Consider the following 22,451-nt stretch of genomic DNA (forward strand, 5'->3'; position numbering starts at 1 on the left):
CTATTAAATATATAGAGTAGAAACATTTTATGAAGTTAAAGTATTATATAAAATTAAAATTACTAATATTATTTTCTTTTATACTATTTGCCTGTGCATCCAGTCAGAAGAATTCTGATTCTGTATTCAGCAGCAGACCTTTTTTAAGAGAATATAAAAGATATTCTCTTACTTCAGGGGAGGTGAATCCAGCTTTGGATGCTGTAATAGACAGAGAAGGTACTTGGGTATATTATGCAAGAGAAAATGCAGGAAATACAGATATTTTTGCAATAGATTCATATACTTTAGAAACATTTAGATTAACTAGAAGCCCTGGTATAGATACTTCTGTTTCTGTTGATGATAAATCAAAATATGTAGTATTTTCTTCTACAAGAGATGACGCTTTTGGTGATATATATGCTTATAAACTAGTTAATCTTGTTGGTATAAGAACTTCAAAAAATAATTTAGAAAATTTAGAACAAAGTATTATAAGACTTACAGATTATAAAGGCTATGATGTTGACCCTGTGATATCTCATAGAGGAAATATGATAGCTTTTGTATCTGATAGAGATGCTGGTATTAAAAAGCTCTTTACTATGAGAAATAATGGTAAAGATGTAAGAAAACTATCAGATATAGAAGCTAGTTCCCCTGCTTTTTCTTTTGATGACACTAAAATAGCATTTATAACTTCAAAAATAGGAGAGCCTTATTCTCAATTAGCTATATATAATTTTACTCCAAGCACTAATGAGCAAACTAATTTAACAATTCTTACTTCTACAAAGACATTTAAATTTAATCCCACTTTTTATAATGATGATACTATAATATTTTTTGAAATAGAAAAAGATTCTGATAGAGATGGAAATTTGACATACTATGATAAAAGACGTTTGATGTCATATTCGCTTACAACACATCAGTCATATGTATTATCTGAAGATACTCAATTAACAACTTTTAATGTTGCTTATCCTTCTGCTTTGGTAGGTGCTTATGTTGTTAGTGAAGATGGTACTAGTATAGTAACAATGGGTTCTACGAAAGAGTATTTTATAAAAGATGATAATTCTCAGACTATGTATGAGAGTTTTGTTGAACTTCCTTATGATAGAAAAGTTGATGCTATAGACAGATTTTCTGAATATTTTCCATTTGAAGATGATAAGGGAAATGTTGCTAAAGCATATTTTAATATAATGATATCATCATATACAAATAATAATATAAACGAATATAATAAAGCTAAAAATACTCTTACACAGGAATATTCTGATACATTTGTAGGATTTTTGACTTCAAGAATATATACGAATTTTTATACTAATGAAAATATATTTAATTTAGATTTTTATACTAATGATTTTTTTGCAACGAATAAAAATTTCAAAAATTTAGATATTACTAATTTGCTTGGTTGGGCTGGATACATATCGGCCAATGAAAAATATAAAAATAATAATTCTGATAAAGATACATTACTTATACTAGATAACTTAATAAATTTGAATATAAGCAAAGATTTATATATGTTGGCAGCAAAGTTATATGCTCATTCTGTTGAAGATAATGGTTATAAATATCCTGAAGATGAAGATATGTATAATGTTCCTTATAAGAGAAAAGATTTATTATTTTCAGACAGACTAGATATTGCCAAAAATTTTATAAGAGATACAAAGATATCTTATAACATTATAATAGATAATGCCCACCCTTATGCGCCTTTATCGGCAGCTGCTAGGCTTATATATTTAGACGGACTGATACTTTCAAGAAATTATGAAGAAGCTACTAATTTATTTATCCCTTATACTGAAGCGAAAAATGATATAATGCTTGCTTTAGGATATTATGGAAATGCGAAGGTGCTTTTAGCTCAAAATGATGATGGGGCTTATGCTCTTTTAAAAGAAGCTTTGACTTCTGGAGGTAAAAATTTTGAATCAACTTATGAGGCAGAAGATTGTAAAACTAAATTAGCAAGTTATTATAAATCATTAGCAGATGATGCTTATAATCAGCAGAGATATGCTGTTGCTTATGATAATTATAATGAAGTGTTAAAGTATTCGCCTAATGATACAACTGCTTCAACTAGAGTAATAGAGAGCGGACTTAGAGCTTACAGTACTATAGATTCTCTTGAAAGAACTATTTATGAAAGAGAGAGAACTATTTTAAGTACAAGATATTCTGATCATGAGGCACATGCCGAACTTGCTAATGCATATTATTATTTGGCTAATAGATATTATGGTATGGCTGTATCAAAACAGTACAGTAAAGAACGCTATGTTGTAAGTGATAAAAAGCGTGAAGACGGATTTTATTTGTATTTAAATAAATCTTTTGAGGCAATAGTTGATAAGGCTGTTTCATATATTGACTTTGCAATATTTTTATATCCAGATGAAGAGGATTATTATATAAAAAAAGCTGAGATGTTAACATTTGCTCAGGCTTTGAAAATGCAGGTTCTTCAGGATACTAAAACTTATAAAAGTGTAATAGAGTTAGTACCTGCTTATAAAGATAATACAATTACCAATGATGTATATATGGGCTATAATTTACTTGCATTTCAAACTGCTGATTTGGATTCTGAAATTATAGATGCATTGATAATGGCTAAAAGCAAAGTAAAAACAAAACCTAATATTGTTTCTATAATGCTTGCTAATTCATACTTGATAAATGGAAGATATTCTGATGCTGCCTCTGAATATAAAGAGGCTGAAAGTCTGCTTAATCAGGTAGGAAGTGATAAGAGCAGGGCTTGGTATCATTTCTTTTATGGTTATTCTCTTTGGATGAATAATGATATAAAAGGTGCATACAGAGAATACGATACTGCACGTAAATTATTTGAAAAACTTGGTGATAAAGAAAGTATATATAAAATAGTAGGGTATACTTCTGTAGCTGCTATTGAGCAGGAAGATTATGAAAAAGCTATAGAATCATTGCTTGAAAGAGATAAACTTACAGAAAATGATGTTAATAAAAATGAACTTAATCAGCTTTTGCTTGCTGCATGTTATCTAAAATTAGAAGATTATAATAATGCTTTAGCATATTGTGATAGTGTAAAAGCACAGATTGATAGTTTGGATTCATCAGTTTATACTCCTAACTATGTAAGTATAACATTATACGGAGCTAACATTAATATAGTAAATTTGGGTCTTGCATCTTTCGGAGGATATATACCAGGGGAGCCTTTGAATGTTGATAAGCAGCAGATGCTTTACTCTATATATCAAGAACTTTATGAAAAAATGGGAAGATATTCTGAGGCTAGAGAGGCTTTATCATCTTATAGAAATTATGTTATGAAAGATAAGCCTAAAGAATCTATACAGCCTCTTATGCTTGCTACTTACTTTAATAACGAAGGATATCTTTACTACAGACAAGGAGATCAGTCAAACTCTATAATGTCATTTAAAAGTTCTATAAAGGAATATCAAAAGACATTAGACCCTAAAACTCTTGAAAATAATCCTAGTCTTCAGTATCAGAATGCTGAAAATGATGCTAAAAACTATTTAAGTTTATCATCTTTATATTTAAGATATTTGTCAGAAAATGATTTAACTTCTATAAAAAAAGAATTTTTTATAGAATTATTTAATACTACAAAAACTCTTAAAGTATTATCTACTAATAATTCAGTTAGTACCAAAGACAGATTATTGTTATATTCTCATATAGCAGCATTCCAATATATAATGGCATTCAAACTTACAGCAGATAACAGCATAGAGTATAAAAGAACAAACAATGATGACCCTACTGATATGACTGATTATGATATAAATGTTCAAAGACTTACTATGCTTAAAGATGCTATTGACAGATATAAATATATTCTTTCTTCTAATTCTAATTTCCCAGTGGATTTAAAAACTGAAATAATTGTAAGATATAATTTGGCTAAGGCCTATGAACTTGCAGGATATATTGAAGAGGCTGCAAGAGAGTATATGTCAGCATTTTCAAAGGCACAGGCTTCAGCTTTTGCTGTTGAGGAGATTGCTATACTTACTACTTTAATTGATTTTAGTACTAAATATAGAAACAGATATCCAGATAGTCTTGATTATCCTGTGCAGTATGTATTTAGGATACTTCAGAGAATAAGCGAAAGCGTATTTATGATAACATTTGTTGAAGATAATAACTTTATATTAATACAGGCAAGACGTAAAGTTATAGAATTTCTTCAAGATAAATATCCAGATGCCAGTCTTAATATACTTGCTATGTTTGATGCTATTGATATGCGAAGAAAGTTTTTGGATAAAAGACTATATACATTAGGAGAAAATAATTATTATCTTAGAGAATATTATAAACTTTATGAGAATGCTCTTTATGCTTATCAAAGATATTTAGACGCTGTTGCAACTCCTTATGATAGTAAAACAGAAGCTGCAGCACTTAAAGAAATTGCTAATTATGAAAAAGAAGCTATAAAAAGATTTTCTAATACTCCAATAGAGCCTATCGTTATATGCGATGTTAAGCCTGCAGATATAGACAAATCTATGCGTAAAGATGAAACTTTAATATGGGATACTTTCTTCGGATATAGATTTGTAAGAGAAAATGGAAAAACTTCATTCTATCTGCAAAGTAATGCTATGCCTAAAACTAAAAACTATGTTACTCATATAGGTTTTAGACCAATTGTTATAAGCAATAAGAATATATTTGTAAGGGAATTGTATGATTCTACAGAATATATGCTTCCTGCAAAAACTGCTTATATAGATACTAAATTAATCTCATTCTACAGAACTACTAGAAGTGCTGAAAAAGAAATAAACAGCAGTATGAGTATGATGAGTAATACCAACTCTACTAATAGTGCCTATAGCTATAATATTAAAGAAACAAATAATTATGAGTACAGAAGAAATACTCTTGCTATGAATGTGGCTTATAATACTGCTGAAACTAATTTATCAGAAACAAATTATAATACTACAAATGTACTTTCTACAAATAATACAGCTTCTACAAACAGACGAAGAAGAGGAAACTTTAGATTTATAGAATTAAAAGATATACCTACTAATTCGTATGTTCCTTTGATTGTAGATATAACAGGTGCTAGCGGCTCTGATATATCTAATATTATGAGTAAAAATCTTTATATAGTTTACAGTGATAAAGAAACTTTTGATAAAAACAGAAGAGTATTGAGAAATATTAATAATATAGCATTAGTAGTAGGCAACAGCGGAAGAGATTCTAGGATAATGTTCTATACTAATTATTTCAGAAAATTATCAACCAATTCTTTAGAAACTGCGATGAAAGGATATGATAATAATTTATTTACTGTATATGGAAAACCTGATTATAGTATGACTTCATTATCAAATGAAGCATATAATTTTAAAACAAGACTTTACACTTCATATGCCAATACTGAAAATCCTAGTATTTCTATGATGTCTAATGTTATTGCCTATTCTCAAAGCGATGATGAAAAAATGTTTAATTATGCTACTATTGTTGAAGATAGATATGCGGCAAAAGATACTAATACTGCGTACTTATTTTCAGAAGAAGGATATAAATTCTTTGCCTCTTCATACAGCAATATAAGTGATTCTAATGCTTATAAATTTATTAAGTCAATGCTTCCAGTGTATAGAAGAATGGGAGAAGACGGAGCGGTAAAAGGTGCGAATAGAGCATTGCATTTTGTATATCTATATACAAACAATAATTACGATTTAGTAGATGAATACTTTACTCCTAGGACATTATCAAGATTCTTAAAAGCTAAAGATAATCCTAATGAATCTGTAAGGTATTTAAATTATATAGCAAATAGGGTTAATGGAGATAATAAAGAAAAGATTTTGGAAGTTGCTGTACTTTATGATTTGATATATGCTAAAACTCCTATTGATACTGTAACTAATTTCCTTAACAGAATGCAAAACACAAATGAGGTATTAACTGTAGCTAATACAATACTTGATACTTCTGTAACAAATGAAAGCGATATATTCACTACTATGAATTATATATACGGCAATCAGTATGTATTTGAAACAGAAACAGTATCTTCATTTGCCGATAGATTCTATTCATTATACAAAACTAATTCTGCTTATATATACGGGCTATTAAATAAAATACGTGTTCCAGAAAGCGACTTTGATAAAAATATAGCAAATGCTTATGATATATTTTCTAATGAAAGCACTAATACTATGTTTATATTTTATGCTTATGAAAATGATAAATATACCGCTTATAGTTATGTGGTAGGCGACAGCGAAGTAAAAAAATCAAGCCTTATTGATATGAAAAAACTTAGCGGATATTTGGAAAGTTTTACTAATGCTGCTAAAGCTAGAGACAGAAGAACGGCTTTGAAATCCATTGAAAGCGGAATGCTCTCATCAGATATTATTAAAGATGCACAGAGAGTTCAGAGAATATATATAACAGGTTCTTATGCTAATTTATTTACAGTGCCTTTTGCATATTTGAATTCTTTAAGAAGTAATGATGTTGTTAAGATAAGAGAGTTGGAGTATTCACCTCTCTATGTACTTAATGTAGGAAAGCCTAAAATTAAATTAAATACTGAAACTAATTTCTATACCTCTTTAGAAACTTCAGCAGTTGAGAAATTTACTAATCCTAATGGAAATATACCATTAACGCACTATATAGGAATAGATACTAATAGAAATAAACCTTTTGATAAAGAAGATATTTTCCTATCTCCTGCTAGAAATGCTGATATATTTATGTATTTGGCTGCCAGAAATGATACAAAACTTATGTTTACTTATGCTACTAATAGTGCAGGCGACTATTATACTGTAATGAAGTATTTATATGAAAGATTTGATAATGGTATTATTGATGCTTACAGATTTATAAAGACTAATAGGGTGAGTGTTAATACTATAAATAACAGTGATAGGGATACGCTTTACATTGCCAATTATGCATTGTTTGATTATATACTTCCGGGTATACCTAAAGGTGATAAATAGATAAATAATATTTACCTTATTTTACTTTATATTAAAAAATACGCTTTTTTAGTAAAAATTATTTACTTTTTCTTGACATTTTATTTACAATATATTATAATATAAGTATAATCAATCAAGAAAGGGGCGTATTTATGAAAAAGATATTTCTTGCAATTATTAGTATTTTTATAATTCAAATTCAAACAGCTTTTGCAGATTTTAATGCTGGTATAGGTTTGTATATACCTTTGGGAGCATCCATTTCTCAAAGTTATCAAGACTATAAACTAGGTGTTAATAATAATGACGGCAAACTTACTACAGGTGCTGCTTTTGAATGGGGTGTTGGAATAACTCCCTGAATATATAATGGATTTGATAATTACATGGGGTTTTCTTTATCATTGGATATAGCATATCATAGAGATGTTTATGCATACAATGAAAGTAAAGCAGCAGGAGCAGCAGGTCAGTTTCAAAATGTAAAAACTACATATTATTTTGATACATTAACTATAGGCATACTTCCTAAATTTAATATAAAAGGTTTTTTCATTGGAGTTGGTGCTGGAGTAAAAATTCCTTTGGCTGGAGGAGAGTCAACTCAAAATTACAACACAACATACAGTCAATTTGAAAAAGTTAATTATTATTATAATTTAAGCGATATAAAAAATAAATATAAAATGTCAGTTATTCCATATGTTAAACTTACATTAGATTATTTATTTTACTTCAGTGATGAAACTGCTTTAGGTATAGGTATTTATGCAGGGTATGATTTCGGACCTGGTATTGTTAATGATGCCAGATTTTCTAAAAATGATTTCGGAGCTGTTGATATAGGAGGACAAATAAGTTTATATTTGGTAGATAATTAATTCTTATAATAAATTCATATATCACTCATAAATAGTATATGGGCTTGTCTTAATATAAGGCAGGCCTATTTTTTTGGTTATCATAAATCAGTTTACATAATTTTTTTATATTGTTTTTTTTAAACTATCCGAAAATTATCTCAGTATTATGTAAACAAATGGGGTAGTTTAATGATTAAAGCTGTAATATTAGGTTTTATACAGGCTATAACTGAATTTTTACCAGTATCGAGTTCAGGGCATTTAAGAATAGCAGAATATTTTCTTAAGTTTCATGCAGAAAATATATTATCATTTGAAGTAGCTTTGCATTTCGGTACTTTTTTAGCTACATGTATAATATTTCATAAAGATATTATTAAAGCTATAAGCGGATTTTTTTCTGGATTAAAAGATGTTAAAAATTCAAGCAAAAATAATGAAGGTTTCAGAACATCATTAATGGTGATAATAGCTTCTATACCTGTTGCAGCAGTAGGGCTTCTTTTAGAAAAATATTTAAGTAATTTAGAAATACAGAGAATAGGTCTTAATCTTGTTATAACAGGTTCTATATTACTTTTAACTAGAAAGTTTGATAAAAACACTTATAATAATGATACGAAAGATGTATTTAGTATGAGTTATTATAATGCTTTTATAATAGGATTAGCTCAGGCGATTGCAGTTTTTCCAGGTATTTCAAGGTCTGGTATGACAATAAGTATAGCGTTATTTATAGGATTAAATAGAGATTGGGCTGGAAGATTTTCTTTTTTAATATCACTTCCTGCAATATTTGGGGCATTACTTTTATCAATAAAGGATTTGACGGATTTTAATATAACTTATGCTTTGGTTGGATTTATCACAGCATTTGTTTTTGGTATTATAGCATTAAAATTTTTAATGGCATTTTTAAAGAAAGGCAAACTTTTCTACTTCGGTTTTTACTGTATGATAGTAGGAATTGCCGTTTTAGTTTATTTTATGGGTTTATAGTATTGGAGTTTTATTATGTTTGGATTATTTAAAAGAAAATTAGCAATACAAAAAAGAGCTGAAATAAGAAATGCAAATAAGAAACATACATCAGATAATTTTGATGACAATTATGAAGAAACTTATGAAAATAGAAATATATTCTTTGATATAGCAGGATTTTTATGTATTTTATTTTCTGGTATACTGCTTTTATCATATTTTAGTATGAATATGGAAGATTTAAACTCTGGAAAAGAAGTTAGGAATTTGCTTGGAATATTTGGAGCTTATATATCTGCTTATTCATTTTTAGCTTTTGGTTTTTCTTCTTATGTAATACCTGCATTTTTTATGTATGCTGGAGTTAATATTATATTAAAAAATTCTACTGATAAAATATTAGTTTCTGCTTTATCATCATCTATATTAATGATTTTGCTAAGCATATTATTAAATATATTTTTAGGCAATTTGGATTTTTATAATAAAGGCGGTATGATGGGAGAGTTTATAGGAGGCTCTTTAGTATCATTGTTTGGAAAGACTGGTGCTGTTATGATAGTGTTATCAGCATTTTTAATAACAGCTATAATATTTGCCAAAGTTTCTATAATGGATTTAGTTAATTATTTAATAGATATGTTTAAAAATGTAAAAGTTATAGAAAAAAAAGTTGTTGATGGAATAAAAGATTTTGAAATGAAAAATATGCATCATGATGATAGTATTATGAATAATCATACTAGTGAAAATAATTCAAGCGGCAGTCAATCATATACAAAAGATTATCTTCCTTTATTTTACACAAAAGAGGTTTCAGAATTAGAATTAAAGAGCATACCTTTTATAGAAAAAGTTAATGATTTTGATGAAAAAAGCTATAGAGAGAATTTTTTACATAAAAATAATGTTTCTCATAATTTCAATGATAATTTCTTTAACAGAACATCTAAAGAAAGCAAAGAAATAGACAGTATTGTATCAGAGCTAAAAAATCATAGATTTGGCGGAATAAACGTAAATACTATGGAAACTAAAGAAGAAGATTTGGGATTAACTTTGGCTGAGGCTGTATTTGGAAGAGATAGAGCTAATAGAGTTAATAATAATACATATCAAAGCAGTATGGAAAGAGAAGATAATTTTTATAGAGAATATTATAATGATATAATAAATAAAAAAAAAAATAATGAAATAGAATATAGTAACAATAAGATAGAAGATAATGAAATATTTGAAGGGCTTGATTATAATATAAATTATTTAAGAAAGTCTGATTTTAAAAGAGCTGCTTATGATGATTCTGTTAATAATTATGCTAAATATAATGTATCAGATCAGTATATAAAAGCTAAAGAAACAGAAAGTTTTGATGATGATTTTATTTATTATAATGAGGCAGATGAGAATAATTTAAATACAGAAAATGATTTCAATATAGAAGAAGAGGATAGCTTTGAAAAACTTCAGAGATTAGTTGAAGAAAATAAAGAAAGTAAAAAAATTAAAGAGATTGAAGAAGCTGAACACAATGCAGATATAGATAATATAATAGAGACTATAAACAATAGAAAAGATAATATTGAATCAGAAAAATATGTTTCTAATATACAAAGCAGAAATTCTAATAATAATAAAAAAGAGGTATTTGAATTTGCTATGGGATACGCTTCAAAAAGAGCATATAATCGAGCAGATCATATACCAAATTATAGCAATTCTTCATACAATAATAGTATTGACGGAAGAATAGATGAATTTGATTTGGACGAAGAAGAACTTTATAATGCTGATAATAATTCTGATAGCATAGAAGATATTAGATTAAAAACAAGAACTGTAAATAAAACTTCTGATTATGAAGAAGAAAATAATTATTTAAATGATCCATATTTAGATTCTTCTAAATATAATTTGGATTCAAAAATCAATGATAATATTCCAGCAGAAAATATTTCAGAAATTGCTGCAATAGAAGAAAACAATAATAATATTACTGAAGATTTTAATGAATCTGCGGATAAAGAAAATTCAGATAATATTTTTGATAATAATTCAGAGATAAATAATGCACCAAAAGAAGAGGCAGCAGGTTTCATTAATATGGAATCTCAAAGAAATGTTGACACCTTAAATAAGCCTAAAAAAGTTATACTTGGTACTAAAAATATAAGGAATATGGACAGCGAACGCATACAGTCAAATTTTGATACAAAGTATGTTGATAAGCATTATAAACACCCTCCTTTTGATTTGCTCAACAGATCCATACCTGTTAATGATGGTGCTATGATGGAATCTATAAAACAAACAGCTATGCAGCTTGAGCATACTTTATTAGATTTTAATATAGAGGCAAAAGTTACTGGAGTATCAAGAGGTCCTGTTATTACAAGATATGAGCTTGAAATAGCTTCTGGTATAAGAGTATCAAAAATATCAAATCTTACTGATAATATTGCATTAGCTTTAGCTTCTGAAAGTGTAAGAATAATAGCTCCAATACCCGGACGTTCTGTCATAGGAATAGAGATCCCTAATAAAGTAAGAAATGCAGTTTTTTTGAGAGATGTATTAGAAAGTTCCGATTTCAGACAGTCTAAACTTGATATACCTTTTGTGCTTGGAAAAGGAATATATGGAAATAATGTTATATCTGATATGTCGGAAGCTCCTCACTTACTTGTTGCTGGAACTACAGGTTCTGGTAAAAGTGTTTGTCTTTCTACTATAATACTTTCACTATTATATAAATTCAGACCTGATGAATTAAAGTTTATATTTGTAGATAAAAAGAGAGTAGAACTTTCTATATATAACGGCATACCGCATTTGATGTCTCCTGTAGTATCTGATGAGAAAAAAGCTACTATAGTATTGAGATATATTGTAGATATAATGGAAAAAAGATATGAGAGAATGGAGAGATTTTTTGTAAGAAATGTTAAGACATATAATGAAAAGGTTAGACAATTACTAAAAGAAGGAGAAACAGAATTTAATGGAGAGCCTTTAGAGTTTTTCCCGTATATAGTTCTTGTTATAGATGAGCTTCATAACTTGATGGTTGTAGCCTCAAAAGAAGTTGAGGATTTAATCTCACGTTTGGCTGGAATGAGTAGGGCAGTTGGAATACATTTAATAATAGCAACTCAAAGACCTTCTGCTGATGTTGTTACTGGGGTTATAAAAGCAAATCTTCCAACTAGAATAGCATTCCAAGTACCTAACAAAACTAACTCAAGAATTATAATTGATATGTCTGGAGCTGAACAGCTGCTAGGTAAAGGTGACGCTTTATTCTGTGCTTCTGGAAGTCAAATGCCTGATAGGGTACAGGGTGCTTTTGTATCTGATAATGAAGTTAAAAAAGTCGTTGATTATTTATCTGGGCAGATGTCTCCTATGTTTGATGAGAGTTTGATTGCTGCTTTAGAGGGAAGCGATGCTGATGATAAAAATTCTGATGAAGAGGATATACTTGATGAAGAGCTTTGGGAGGATGCAGTTCAATTAGTTGCTAGAACTGGTAAGGCTAGTGCTTCATTCTTACAAAGACGTTTGAAAATAGGATATAACAGAGCTGCAAGAATAGTAGAGATAATGGAGCGTCAGGGTATAGTGGGACCAGAAAACGGCAGCAAGCCTAGAGAGGTTTTAATTACTTTAGATGAATGATATTATAATAATTTAAAAACTATCAAATATTTATATACATGTTTATACCTATCTAAAAAGACAGGAGAGTTAAGAAATTAATTCTCTTGTCTTTTATTTTATTGATTTTTATTTATATCTTTTAAGTTTTTTTCAAGCATTATGAATTTATTATCAAAGAATTTAAACATACCTATATAATTATCATCTGTCTGCATAGTATTTCCGTCTTCAAGATTAAGATTGTTTTCTATAATGCTTCTTGATAATATTGTAAGCAGATTAATTATACTTTTTGCATCTCTTACCGTTTTATAAGCCATAATCTCATATTTACCAAAATTTTTAAGTCCTTCAGTGAATGCATGGTTTCCATTATTATCTGAAAAAATATCTACTCTTACCCATAGACGAGTAGGGAAGTATTTATTATTTTTTATATATTCTTCCATTTCAGATAAATATATATCATTAGAAATAAGAAGATTAATTTCACCTATTAAAACGGCTGATACATTATTTTGTCTTATTATAGAATATATTATCTTACTAAAAGTTAAAGCAGCATCTTTGAAGCTTTTATTTTTTGAATTGGCATTAATAGATACAAATGCATTGTGATTTAATATTTTTTCTCTTGTTACATTATCTATATCATTATAATTAATTAGTATTTCAGCTTCTTTGTCAGGTACTTTAAAAGGAGCTAGTTCATATTCAAAATCAATATCATTAATGGTAAATGTATTTTTGTTATTATAAGATACTATGTTTATATAAATATTCCAATCTTTTTTTAATTGATTTGAAAAGTCATTAAAGTTTTTATCATCTAATAAAATAAAAGCTATTACATAATTATTTTGAATTAAGTTATTCATTTTTATTTATTCTCTTTTATACTATCTATTATCACAGCAAAACCCATACTTAGTGAAGCCTTTATAAGCATTGCTGTATTATATTTCAAAAACTCTTTTACTTTTTCTATAGCACTTTTAGCATTTTCAAAATAGTATTTTTCACAATTAACAGTATTATAAATATCTTTTGAATGCTCTCCAACTGCTATAACAGTATCAATATTTTTTAATTCATTTATAGTATTTCCTATTTCTTTATGATAAGATGAGTTTTCAGTTTCAGTTTCAAGCATATCTCCTATCACAGCAATTTTTTTTGATTCATTTCTTTGCGATAAATATTTAAGCATATTTTTTAATGCTGATGGATTAGAATTATAGCAGTCATTAATAACATTACAGCCTTTTATATTAATTATCTGCATTCTGTTTTTTTGTGATTCATAATTTACTAAAATATCAGCACATTTTTTTAAGTCTGCATTATAAATCTCTGCGGCATTTAAAGCAGAAAGTACATTATACAAATTAAAATCTCCAACTAAATTATGCTTAAAAATTATTCCTTTATACTCAAAAGTATTATCATCTTTTTTGACTATCTCTTTTATATCAGATTCTATTATATTTTGTATATTGTTTCTTTGAGCCTCTTTTTTTAAGATATCAGCACAGTTAGTATTTTTATTTATTATAGCATTAGCATTTTCTCTAGTGTGATTAAAAAGTTCTGCTTTGGCATAAGCAATATTTTCTATAGAACCAAGATGAGCAATATGCACAGGTTCTACATTATTTATTATAACAGTATTTGCCTCTATACATTCAGATATCCTTAATAATTCATTTTTATGATTCATTCCAGCTTCAATAACTGCTATTTCATAACTACTATCTAAATTAAATATTGTTTTTGGTACTCCTATTTCATTATTAAAATTTCCTTCTGTTTTTAATGCTTTATATTTTGTAGATAAAAAAAGATGAGTTAATTCTTTAGTAGTAGTTTTACCGCAGCTTCCTGTTATTGATATTATAGGTATATTAAATCTTTTTCTATATTCTCTTGCAAGTTTTATAAAAAAAAGTATTGTGTCATTAGTATAAAAAACTATTGCGTCATCTGGCATATTTATAGTTTCATCGCTTAAAATAAAATATCTGCAGCCTTTATTGTATGTTTCTAATGCGAATTTATTTCCGTCAAACTTTTCACCCTTTATTGCTAAAAATAATTTTGTGCTGTCAAAATCATCTCTGCTGTCAGTTGATATTTCTAATTCTATATCTGAGTTTTTTATATCTTTATTGTATTTTGAGTTTAATTCTTTATTTACTTTTATTATATCTTTTAATGAAGTTTTTCCCATGATAAAATTTCCGATTAATTAATATTGTTAACATAATTAAACCATGTAAATAAATAATTGTAAAGTAGGCACAGGTATAATTTAAGCTATAAAATTATTATGAATATGGTTAATAATTTTTATATTTAATTTTATCAAATACTTTTGAAATAAGTATATTCTTTAACAGGATAAATATGAAAGTATGGCTTTTGGTTGACAAACTTAAAAATCTTTAGTATATTTATTTAAGCTGCGAGAGATTGTTTATTATATTAGTAGTATAAATTAAGGATAAGTTTATGGTAGATGATTTATTAAAATTGGCAGATGAAGCATTTGATAATGAGGATTATGAAAAGGCTATAGAATATTGTGATAAACTAATATTTTATAATGGAGATAATGAAGAAGTTTATAATTACAGAGGACTTGCCAAAAGCAATTTAGGTAAATATAAAGAGGCATTAGATGATTTTAATACCGCTTTAAAATTGGATAATAATAATGCGGATATATATTATAATAAAGGTGTAACTGAATATCATATGGGTGATTATGATAAAGCCATTGAAGATTACACTAAAAGTATAGAACTTGATAATAGTATTGATGATGTTTATAATAATAGAGGTTTATGTTATTCTGCATTAGGAGATTTTGAAAAGGCTATTGAAGATTTTACCTATGCAATAGAATTAAATAATGAAGATTCACAGTACTATTATAATAGAGGACTTGCAAAAGATAATTTAGAAGATTTTAAAAGTGCATTAGATGATTACGATAAAGCTATTGAAATAAATCCTAAGTACAGCAATGCTTATAATAACAGGGGGAATGCAAAGGCTGAATTGAATTATGATGAAGAAGATATTATAAAAGATTACGATAAAGCTATAGAACTTGATAATAATAATATAAATGCATATTTTAATAAGGCATTATATTACGATATTAATGAAAATTATGAGCAGGCTTTGAATATTTATAATCAATTATTAGAGATAGATGAGTATTATATAGAGGGTTATGGAAACAGGGCTTTAATTTTATATAAGTTAAATAAATATGAGGAATCTATTAAAGATTGTGATAAAGCTATTGAATTAGACAGTAAGTATTGGTTATTATATTTAAATAGAGCAGAGATTAAACTTGAAGTTGCTAAGAAAAATATTGATGATTTAAAAAAATTAAATGATGAAGTATTTGAAGATATAAAAAAATTTTATGAGTTAGCTTTAGAAGATGAAGATAATTTGAATGAGTTTAATAATTTTGTATCAGAATTGGCAAATGAAGGATTTGAAGCAGTAATAAAATTCTGTAAGGAATATAAATTATCATGAATATAGAATCATATCCAAAATGGGATAATTATTATGTAGAAGATGATAATAATTCTGAATTTCAACTGGATAAAACAGAACGTCCTCCATTGACAGGAAAAAACAGATATGTTTCTAATGGACTTTATGATGAAAAATGGGGAAATGTTTATGATGCTTACGGCAAAGCAGATTTAACTCCTTATTATATAGAGGCTCTTACAAGTGATGATGATAATGATGTTAACTTTGGTGTTTATGGTCTTTACTCTGCAACTACTCATCAGGGAAGTGTTTATAAATCTTCAAAAATGGCAGTTCCTTATTTGGCTGATTTACTTAAGTTTAATAATAATTCTTCAGAGTTGGCATGCATATTTCTATCAAGAATAGCATTAGGTGAAAAGCATTTTATCAATACACCATTCTTTTATAAAACTAAATATTATGGTGCAGTTAAAAAATATAAAGATGAAATATTTGATTATTATAAAAAAAGTAATTCATTAGAGGCTATGCATCTATTATGTTTTATATCAAAGTCTTTGCCTAAAGTTTTGAATGTTTCGTATGAAGAATGCTTGAAAATAGAAAATGGAAATAAAAATAATGCTTATATTCGTCAGGCTTCTACTTTATTAGTACAAGGTTTTACAGCAGCACAATATAATTATAAAATTTCTGATAAAAATTATTATAAAGAATACCCAAATATTGATATGACAGATGACAGCTATAAAAAATTAGAAGTTCATAATCATATTAAAGAGGTTTATAATATTATGAAAACAAGCGAATCTCTTTTAGTTATAGGCTCTGCAGCAATTTGTTTAGCTTATACTGGAGTATTTAATAAAGATATTTCAGATTTGCTTTTATATATAGCTGAAAATAATTGTTCAGGTGTTGATTGGGTATGGTACGATAATTTTTCTAATATAGCAAAACATGCATGGCTTTATTCCAGCGATATTGAAACATTATTAAATACTGGAGGTATTAAAACAAAAAATGATATATGTATTGCGGGCAGTGTTAGTAATGAGAAAAGTTATGATGATATATTAATAGAAGCTGTAGTGAGAGTTTTTCCTTATAAAGAAAAAAGAAATGAATTAATAAGTATAGAATTAAATAATATACAAAAAAGAGTATTAAAAATAATAATTGATAAAGCACCTAATCTGCTTGGAAGTTATGAACTAGAGGCTATTAATATGCCTTTAAATATCGAAGCAGTAAAAAGACTTATAGATGATAATTATATAAAAAATAAAATACTATGTAAAATAATTAGTTCAAAGCCTTTATGGTATATAATAGAAGAAGCATTGATTAAAAAAGATGAAAAAACTATTACTGATACTATTATCAATAAAAATATAGATGCATTAAAATTATTATATGAAATATACACACCTATAAAAAATATTGTTAATAGAGAGATAATAAAAAATACATTGAATATATATACTGACTTGGATAAAAAAATATTAAATGAAGCAAATACTATTTTACTTTCTTCAATAGCTGATTGTATTGTTTATAATATAGGAAGTTATAAAAATGAAATATTTAATTATTTAGATGAAACATTAATAAAAGTGAAAGATTTTAAAGATGATTATAGTGAAAAATTAACAGGTGAGTATGTAGGTGTATTCTTGCTTGCATTAGGACGTTCAAAGTTATTAGAGGAAAAATATTATATATTAGTTCGCCCTTTTCATAGATATGTTAAGTATTCAAGTTTCCCAAGCAAATTATTTTTTGAGCTTTTAAATTATACTTCTTTAGAACATATAGAATATATAAAAAATAAGTTTTCTATAAAAATTAATTAAATTATATAATCATCAGCAATTTTTCTAAGTCTTTTGTTGCCAAGTACATGAAAATGTCTTAATTTTCTTAATGTTTCGCTTGAAAATGTAGCAAGAGGTACATAAACTATTTCAACAGAATTTTTTTTAGCAAACTCTTTTAATATATCAGACGGCGGATTAGGAGCAACATACCCTAAATATTTATCAACAGAATATATTATAGCAGTATAAAGTAAAAGGTCAGCATAGTTTCTGACAATATTTTCTTTTTTAAGGCTGTAGTACATTCTCCATACATCATGAGGAGCCTGCGGAGGCATTAAAGAGGCATACCCACCGAAGTAACATTTTGATATACCAGGTCCTACAAGTGTATTTCCGGGCTCTGTAGAGTATAATATCAAGTCGCTGTCATCATGTGCTTCGCTGTACCAAACTATATTCCAATCATAATCTTCATCATGCTCATCATCAAAAATTACTACCATATGTCCGATATTGCCTTTAATCTTTGGAATCTCTTTGACATATATCTCATTTTTATAATAGTTTCTTATAGTTTCACGCATATCAATACCGTCTTTAATGCTTACAGTAAAAGGTTCAATTTTTGCTTTATCTTCTGTAAGCATATTTCTTATTTTTTCTCTTAATATATTCATATGCTTTTCCATAAGTATATCTTCAGGTACATGTGATAGTAGATTTGTTCTTTTATTCCAAACATCTTCCCATTCACCTTCATATTTTTCACTAGGACGTGTTGTTACATGAACTTTTTTAAAAGATGTTCTCCATACATTATCATATTTGTGAAGCTTTATTTTTTTATCTTTGAGCATTCCTTCCATACCATTAGTGCTTGGATCTCTGTTTAATTTTATGGTAGGGTAGTTTTCATCTTCTTCGGTATAATGAGGATAATATTCCATCCCTTCCATAACTTCTAATGCATAGTCATTGTTTATCATACATTTTGCAGTGGTTAGCATATCTATATAGTCTGGTATGATGTAATTATCCAAAAGGCATAGATTTCTCAAATATTTCATCATATTTTTTTGCTGTAATAATGATATTGGAAGTTTGTATCTTAATTTAGCTTCTTTAAATATAGTTTCTATTATATTTATTTTATCAAAGTTTTCTAATTCCCCGTTTCTGTACAGTTCATACATATAAGTTGTAAAAGGAAACTCTCCAAGCATTTTATTTAAAGATTCTTTATGTACATTATATATTTTAGGCTCTGAGTATTCGTATTCTTCATCGTCTTCATCAAATTTTTTATTTATTATTTCTTCTCTTTCTTTACTGTCTGATTTATCAAGCTTTTTTAATATTGAAACTATACTCTCCCAATGAGACATTCCTATAACAAGAAGTATTTTATTATATTTTTTAGAGAGTTCATGTATATTTTTAGCCATATATATTTCTCTCTCTTCATCGGTATCATCTTTATGAAATATATATTTTGATTTAACTTCGCTGTAGAATCTGTCAAGTCCTATATTTTTCATAACATAGTCATCAGGCATAAGATAATGCGAATTAGTATTTATAGAAGTAATATCTTTGTCTATAGGAAAGAAAGGTATCTCTTCATCAATGGCAAGACGTACTGCTTCTATTATAGAGTCGCATGGATCTATAGGTATATAAACAGCTTCATTTTCAATTTCCCTTATTATTAAGCTAATATATGGAAGTCTGCTTACAGCCTCACGCAAAGAATCAGCAAAATTGGCTGGATGTTCTATAGCTATAATATCAGGCTTAAACTTCTCAAAAGCCTCTCTTACAGCCATAGAAAAATATACTCTAGAATGTATAGATGGTATAGCTAATATATTTTTGTATCTTAATATATCAGAGTTTATATCAACCATATTTTTTATCCATTTATATCTGCTTAATAGTTTTTAATAGTTAAGGAAAGAATCAATTATACTGTCAAGCTCATTAGAATCTTCCAAATAATGCGAACATACATTGCATGTTTCAGTTGGTATTTTATTAGTAATAAATAAATCAGTCTGAAATGAATAGCATGAAGGACCAGGTAATTTACCGCTAATAGCACATACCTGCACACTTACTATATCATCAGGTCTGTCATACCAAGTAGGCTTAACTTCTTTTAAGGCAGCCACCATATATTTACCCCATATAGGAGCAGCAACTCTTCCGCCAACCTGATTATTTCCTAAAGAGTATTTGAATGAATCAAAACCAATCCATATTCCAGTAGCAAGTTCTGGAGTATATCCCACAAACCAAGCATCTTTCCAGTCATTGGAAGTACCTGTTTTACCTGCACCTCTTCTAGTAAATCCAGCTTCATACATCGCACTTGTTGCAGTACCGCCTCTTAATACACCCATTAATATATCGCTTATTAAGTATGCAGCTTCTTTGCTGATAACCTGTTTAGGTCCTCCTCTTAATGTTACTTCTTTTTTAAGCTCTTCTTCAAAATTATCTATGACAATGCCATATCTGTCAGTAACATATCTTATAAGTATAGGGTTAACTTCTTTACCTTCATTTGCAAACTCAGCAAAACCTGTTGTAAGTTCTAAAGGTGTAAAAAGACCTGTACCAAGTCCTAAAGTTAAATCTGGATTAAACATTCTTTTTGATTTATCAGAATTATGTTCAGCTTTGAATATAGGCTCTACATAATTAATAGCATTCGTAATACCTACATAATTAAGCACATTAACAGTAGCAATATTTAATGAAGCTGCTAATGCATATCTTAAACTAACATCGCCTTTAAAGTTTCCAGAATAGTTTTTAGGTATCCAAACTTCGCCTTCTTCCCCTTCTTCTGGAACAAAGCCTATAGGAGCATCGCTAACTATAGTAGAAGGGCTGTAATTACTAATATCCATTGAGGCAGCATATACAAAAGGTTTAAATGCACTTCCAGCCTGTCTTCTAGCTTGAGTAGCACGATTAAATTGATTTCTTGCCGTAAAGCCTGAACCTCCAACCATTGAAACTATATATCCGTTTCTTGGGTCTATTGCAACTAATGCTCCTTCAATTTGTCTTGAAAGTTCTGCCTCATCAGCTTTCATCACTTCCATAGTTATATCATTAACTTCTTCCATACCGAATACATCAGATAATAATGCTAATGGTAAGGTAGTATATTTATTTAAAGTATCTCTTACAGCTATATTAAATTTATTATAAGCACTATTCTCTGGAAGATTAAATAAAATAGAAAGCATTTTTACTCTGTCTATGGTTTCTCTATCATATATTTTGATAATATCCATAGAACCGCCTTCGTATTTATTGTTATATTCTGTAAGTGCTTCAGTTAATAATCTTTGGGCTTCTTCCTGTTTTTCTATATCTATAGTAGTGTATATTTTAAGTCCATCTTCTTTTAACGCTTTCTCTCCATATCTGTCAACTAATTGTCTTCTTACATACTCCGTAACATATGGTGCTCTGTCTATAGAGGCACTGTAGGCAGTAGAACCTCTTCTTCCTATTTTACCAGTATATGTTTCCCAAAACTCTTTATGAGCTTCGGCTGCTTCTTCTCTTGTTATAAACTTTAAATCAGCCATTCTGTTTAATACAACTTTATGTCTTGCTATTGATATATTAGGATTATTAATAGGAGAGTAGGCATTTGGTGCTGGAGGAAGTGTAGCGAGCATTGCACATTCTGCTAAATCTAAATTTTGAACATCTTTATTAAAATAGAATCTGCTTGCTGCCTGAACTCCATAAACAGAGTGTCCGAAATATATTTGATTGAAATATAATGTAACTATTTCTTCTTTCGTAAGTCTTTTTTCTATCTGGAAAGTTACCCAAATCTCTTTTAACTTTCTCATTATAGTTCTTTCACTTGATTTTAATACTATGTTTCTTGCTACCTGCTGAGTTAATGTACTTGCTCCTCTAGCTCTTTTTCCAGTAAGTATATTACCTATAGTACCTCTAAATATACCAAAAATATCTATACCAAAATGTTTCATAAAGTTATTATCTTCCATAGAGATTATGGCTTCTATTAGTTCTGGAGGCAAGTCTTTATATTCAACTAATGCTCTTTGCTCTGTAAAAAACTCTGATATTACCTCGCCTTTTATATCATAAATTTTTGTAGGTATTGTCGGTTTATATAATTCTACTGCCTGAACATCTGGCTGCATAACTATATCAGCTGCTAAAATAGAAAGTACTATAGTAACTGCTAAAAATATAACTGACATGAACACAATATAAAATTTTTTGAATTGCTCTATATTTATTTTATTGTAATTATCCCATATTTTCTTTAAAAATTTCAATTTACTTATCCTAGTATATATTTTATATTCTTATTATACAAATAATTATTCATTTAATCAACATATTTTTTCTATTATAAAAATGAGATATATAAAAAAACACTCTATGAAATTATATGTTCATAGAGTGAAAAAGTAATGGGTTTGTATATATATCTTAAGAGCGCAACAAATGACGTTTGTAGCTATACTATATATAACATTAATAAATAGAAACAGTAAAATATATTTAGCTGATTAAAT

Annotated in this window: 11 protein-coding genes; 7 read left to right on the top strand and 4 right to left on the bottom strand. The window is 27.9% G+C overall.

The window, feature by feature from the left end; genetic code table 11:
* Positions 1 to 29 precede the first annotated feature (29 nt).
* The 5 genes from F811_RS0114860 (at position 30) to F811_RS0114875 (ending at position 12,535) form a co-directional block, all read left to right on the top strand.
* A complete protein-coding gene (locus F811_RS0114860) occupies positions 30 to 7,031 on the top strand; it encodes a TolB-like translocation protein (RefSeq protein WP_020006021.1) in 7,002 nt (2,333 codons plus the stop codon).
* Positions 7,032 to 7,165: 134 nt separating this feature from the next.
* Positions 7,166 to 7,375, top strand: coding sequence for a hypothetical protein (locus F811_RS17065; protein ID WP_020006022.1), 210 nt, complete (start codon positions 7,166 to 7,168; stop codon positions 7,373 to 7,375).
* 24 nt (positions 7,376 to 7,399) lie between these two features.
* Entirely contained in the window at positions 7,400 to 7,894 is a 495-nt protein-coding gene (locus tag F811_RS16160) for a hypothetical protein (protein WP_020006023.1), read from the top strand.
* 171 nt (positions 7,895 to 8,065) lie between these two features.
* Positions 8,066 to 8,875 (top strand): undecaprenyl-diphosphate phosphatase, encoded by an 810-nt coding sequence (locus F811_RS0114870; RefSeq protein ID WP_020006024.1) that lies wholly within the window; start codon positions 8,066 to 8,068, stop codon positions 8,873 to 8,875.
* Positions 8,876 to 8,890: 15 nt separating this feature from the next.
* Entirely contained in the window at positions 8,891 to 12,535 is a 3,645-nt protein-coding gene (locus F811_RS0114875; RefSeq protein WP_020006025.1) for a DNA translocase FtsK 4TM domain-containing protein, read from the top strand.
* A 98-nt stretch (positions 12,536 to 12,633) separates the two neighbouring features.
* On the opposite strand, the gene F811_RS0114880 is transcribed toward F811_RS0114875, so the two are convergent.
* Together F811_RS0114880 and F811_RS0114885 are read right to left on the bottom strand one after the other, a co-directional pair.
* Positions 12,634 to 13,395, bottom strand: a complete 762-nt coding sequence (locus tag F811_RS0114880) for a DUF4261 domain-containing protein (RefSeq protein ID WP_020006026.1) — start codon at positions 13,393 to 13,395, stop codon at positions 12,634 to 12,636.
* Between the two features lie 2 nt (positions 13,396 to 13,397).
* A complete protein-coding gene (locus tag F811_RS0114885; RefSeq protein WP_020006027.1) occupies positions 13,398 to 14,747 on the bottom strand; it encodes a UDP-N-acetylmuramoyl-tripeptide--D-alanyl-D-alanine ligase in 1,350 nt (449 codons plus the stop codon).
* A 281-nt stretch (positions 14,748 to 15,028) separates the two neighbouring features.
* On the opposite strand from F811_RS0114885, the gene F811_RS0114890 reads away from it, so the two are divergent.
* Together F811_RS0114890 and F811_RS0114895 are read left to right on the top strand one after the other, a co-directional pair.
* The gene (locus F811_RS0114890) at positions 15,029 to 16,078 is read left to right on the top strand and encodes a tetratricopeptide repeat protein (protein WP_020006028.1); all 1,050 of its coding nucleotides are present in this window, start codon (positions 15,029 to 15,031) and stop codon (positions 16,076 to 16,078) included.
* On the top strand, positions 16,075 to 17,901 hold the full coding sequence (locus F811_RS0114895; RefSeq protein WP_020006029.1) for a hypothetical protein: 1,827 nt from the start codon (positions 16,075 to 16,077) through the stop codon (positions 17,899 to 17,901). The genes F811_RS0114890 and F811_RS0114895 overlap by 4 nt, the downstream gene beginning before the upstream one ends.
* Here the strand turns inward: F811_RS0114895 and F811_RS0114900 are convergent.
* Positions 17,898 to 19,775, bottom strand: a complete 1,878-nt coding sequence (locus F811_RS0114900) for a conjugal transfer protein TraB (protein ID WP_020006030.1) — start codon at positions 19,773 to 19,775, stop codon at positions 17,898 to 17,900. The two genes, F811_RS0114895 and F811_RS0114900, sit on opposite strands and share 4 nt — an antisense overlap.
* A 33-nt stretch (positions 19,776 to 19,808) precedes the next feature.
* Complete coding sequence (locus F811_RS0114905; RefSeq protein WP_020006031.1) at positions 19,809 to 22,208, bottom strand: penicillin-binding protein 1A; 2,400 nt, start codon at positions 22,206 to 22,208, stop codon at positions 19,809 to 19,811.
* Positions 22,209 to 22,451: the final 243 nt, after the last annotated feature.

The sequence above is a fragment of the Brachyspira innocens ATCC 29796 genome (genome assembly GCF_000384655.1).
Taxonomy (GTDB): Bacteria; Spirochaetota; Brachyspiria; order Brachyspirales; family Brachyspiraceae; genus Brachyspira; species Brachyspira innocens.

What these genes read in the sequence shown, in the direction of transcription:
- F811_RS0114860 (WP_020006021.1), top strand. Translation starts at nt 30, where the DNA reads ATGAAGTTAAAGTATTATATAAAATTAAAATTACTAATATTATTTTCT.
- F811_RS17065 (WP_020006022.1), top strand. Translation starts at nt 7,166, where the DNA reads ATGAAAAAGATATTTCTTGCAATTATTAGTATTTTTATAATTCAAATT.
- F811_RS16160 (WP_020006023.1), top strand. Translation starts at nt 7,400, where the DNA reads ATGGGGTTTTCTTTATCATTGGATATAGCATATCATAGAGATGTTTAT.
- F811_RS0114870 (WP_020006024.1), top strand. Translation starts at nt 8,066, where the DNA reads ATGATTAAAGCTGTAATATTAGGTTTTATACAGGCTATAACTGAATTT.
- F811_RS0114875 (WP_020006025.1), top strand. Translation starts at nt 8,891, where the DNA reads ATGTTTGGATTATTTAAAAGAAAATTAGCAATACAAAAAAGAGCTGAA.
- F811_RS0114880 (WP_020006026.1), bottom strand. Translation starts at nt 13,395, where the DNA reads ATGAATAACTTAATTCAAAATAATTATGTAATAGCTTTTATTTTATTA.
- F811_RS0114885 (WP_020006027.1), bottom strand. Translation starts at nt 14,747, where the DNA reads ATGGGAAAAACTTCATTAAAAGATATAATAAAAGTAAATAAAGAATTA.
- F811_RS0114890 (WP_020006028.1), top strand. Translation starts at nt 15,029, where the DNA reads ATGGTAGATGATTTATTAAAATTGGCAGATGAAGCATTTGATAATGAG.
- F811_RS0114895 (WP_020006029.1), top strand. Translation starts at nt 16,075, where the DNA reads ATGAATATAGAATCATATCCAAAATGGGATAATTATTATGTAGAAGAT.
- F811_RS0114900 (WP_020006030.1), bottom strand. Translation starts at nt 19,775, where the DNA reads ATGGTTGATATAAACTCTGATATATTAAGATACAAAAATATATTAGCT.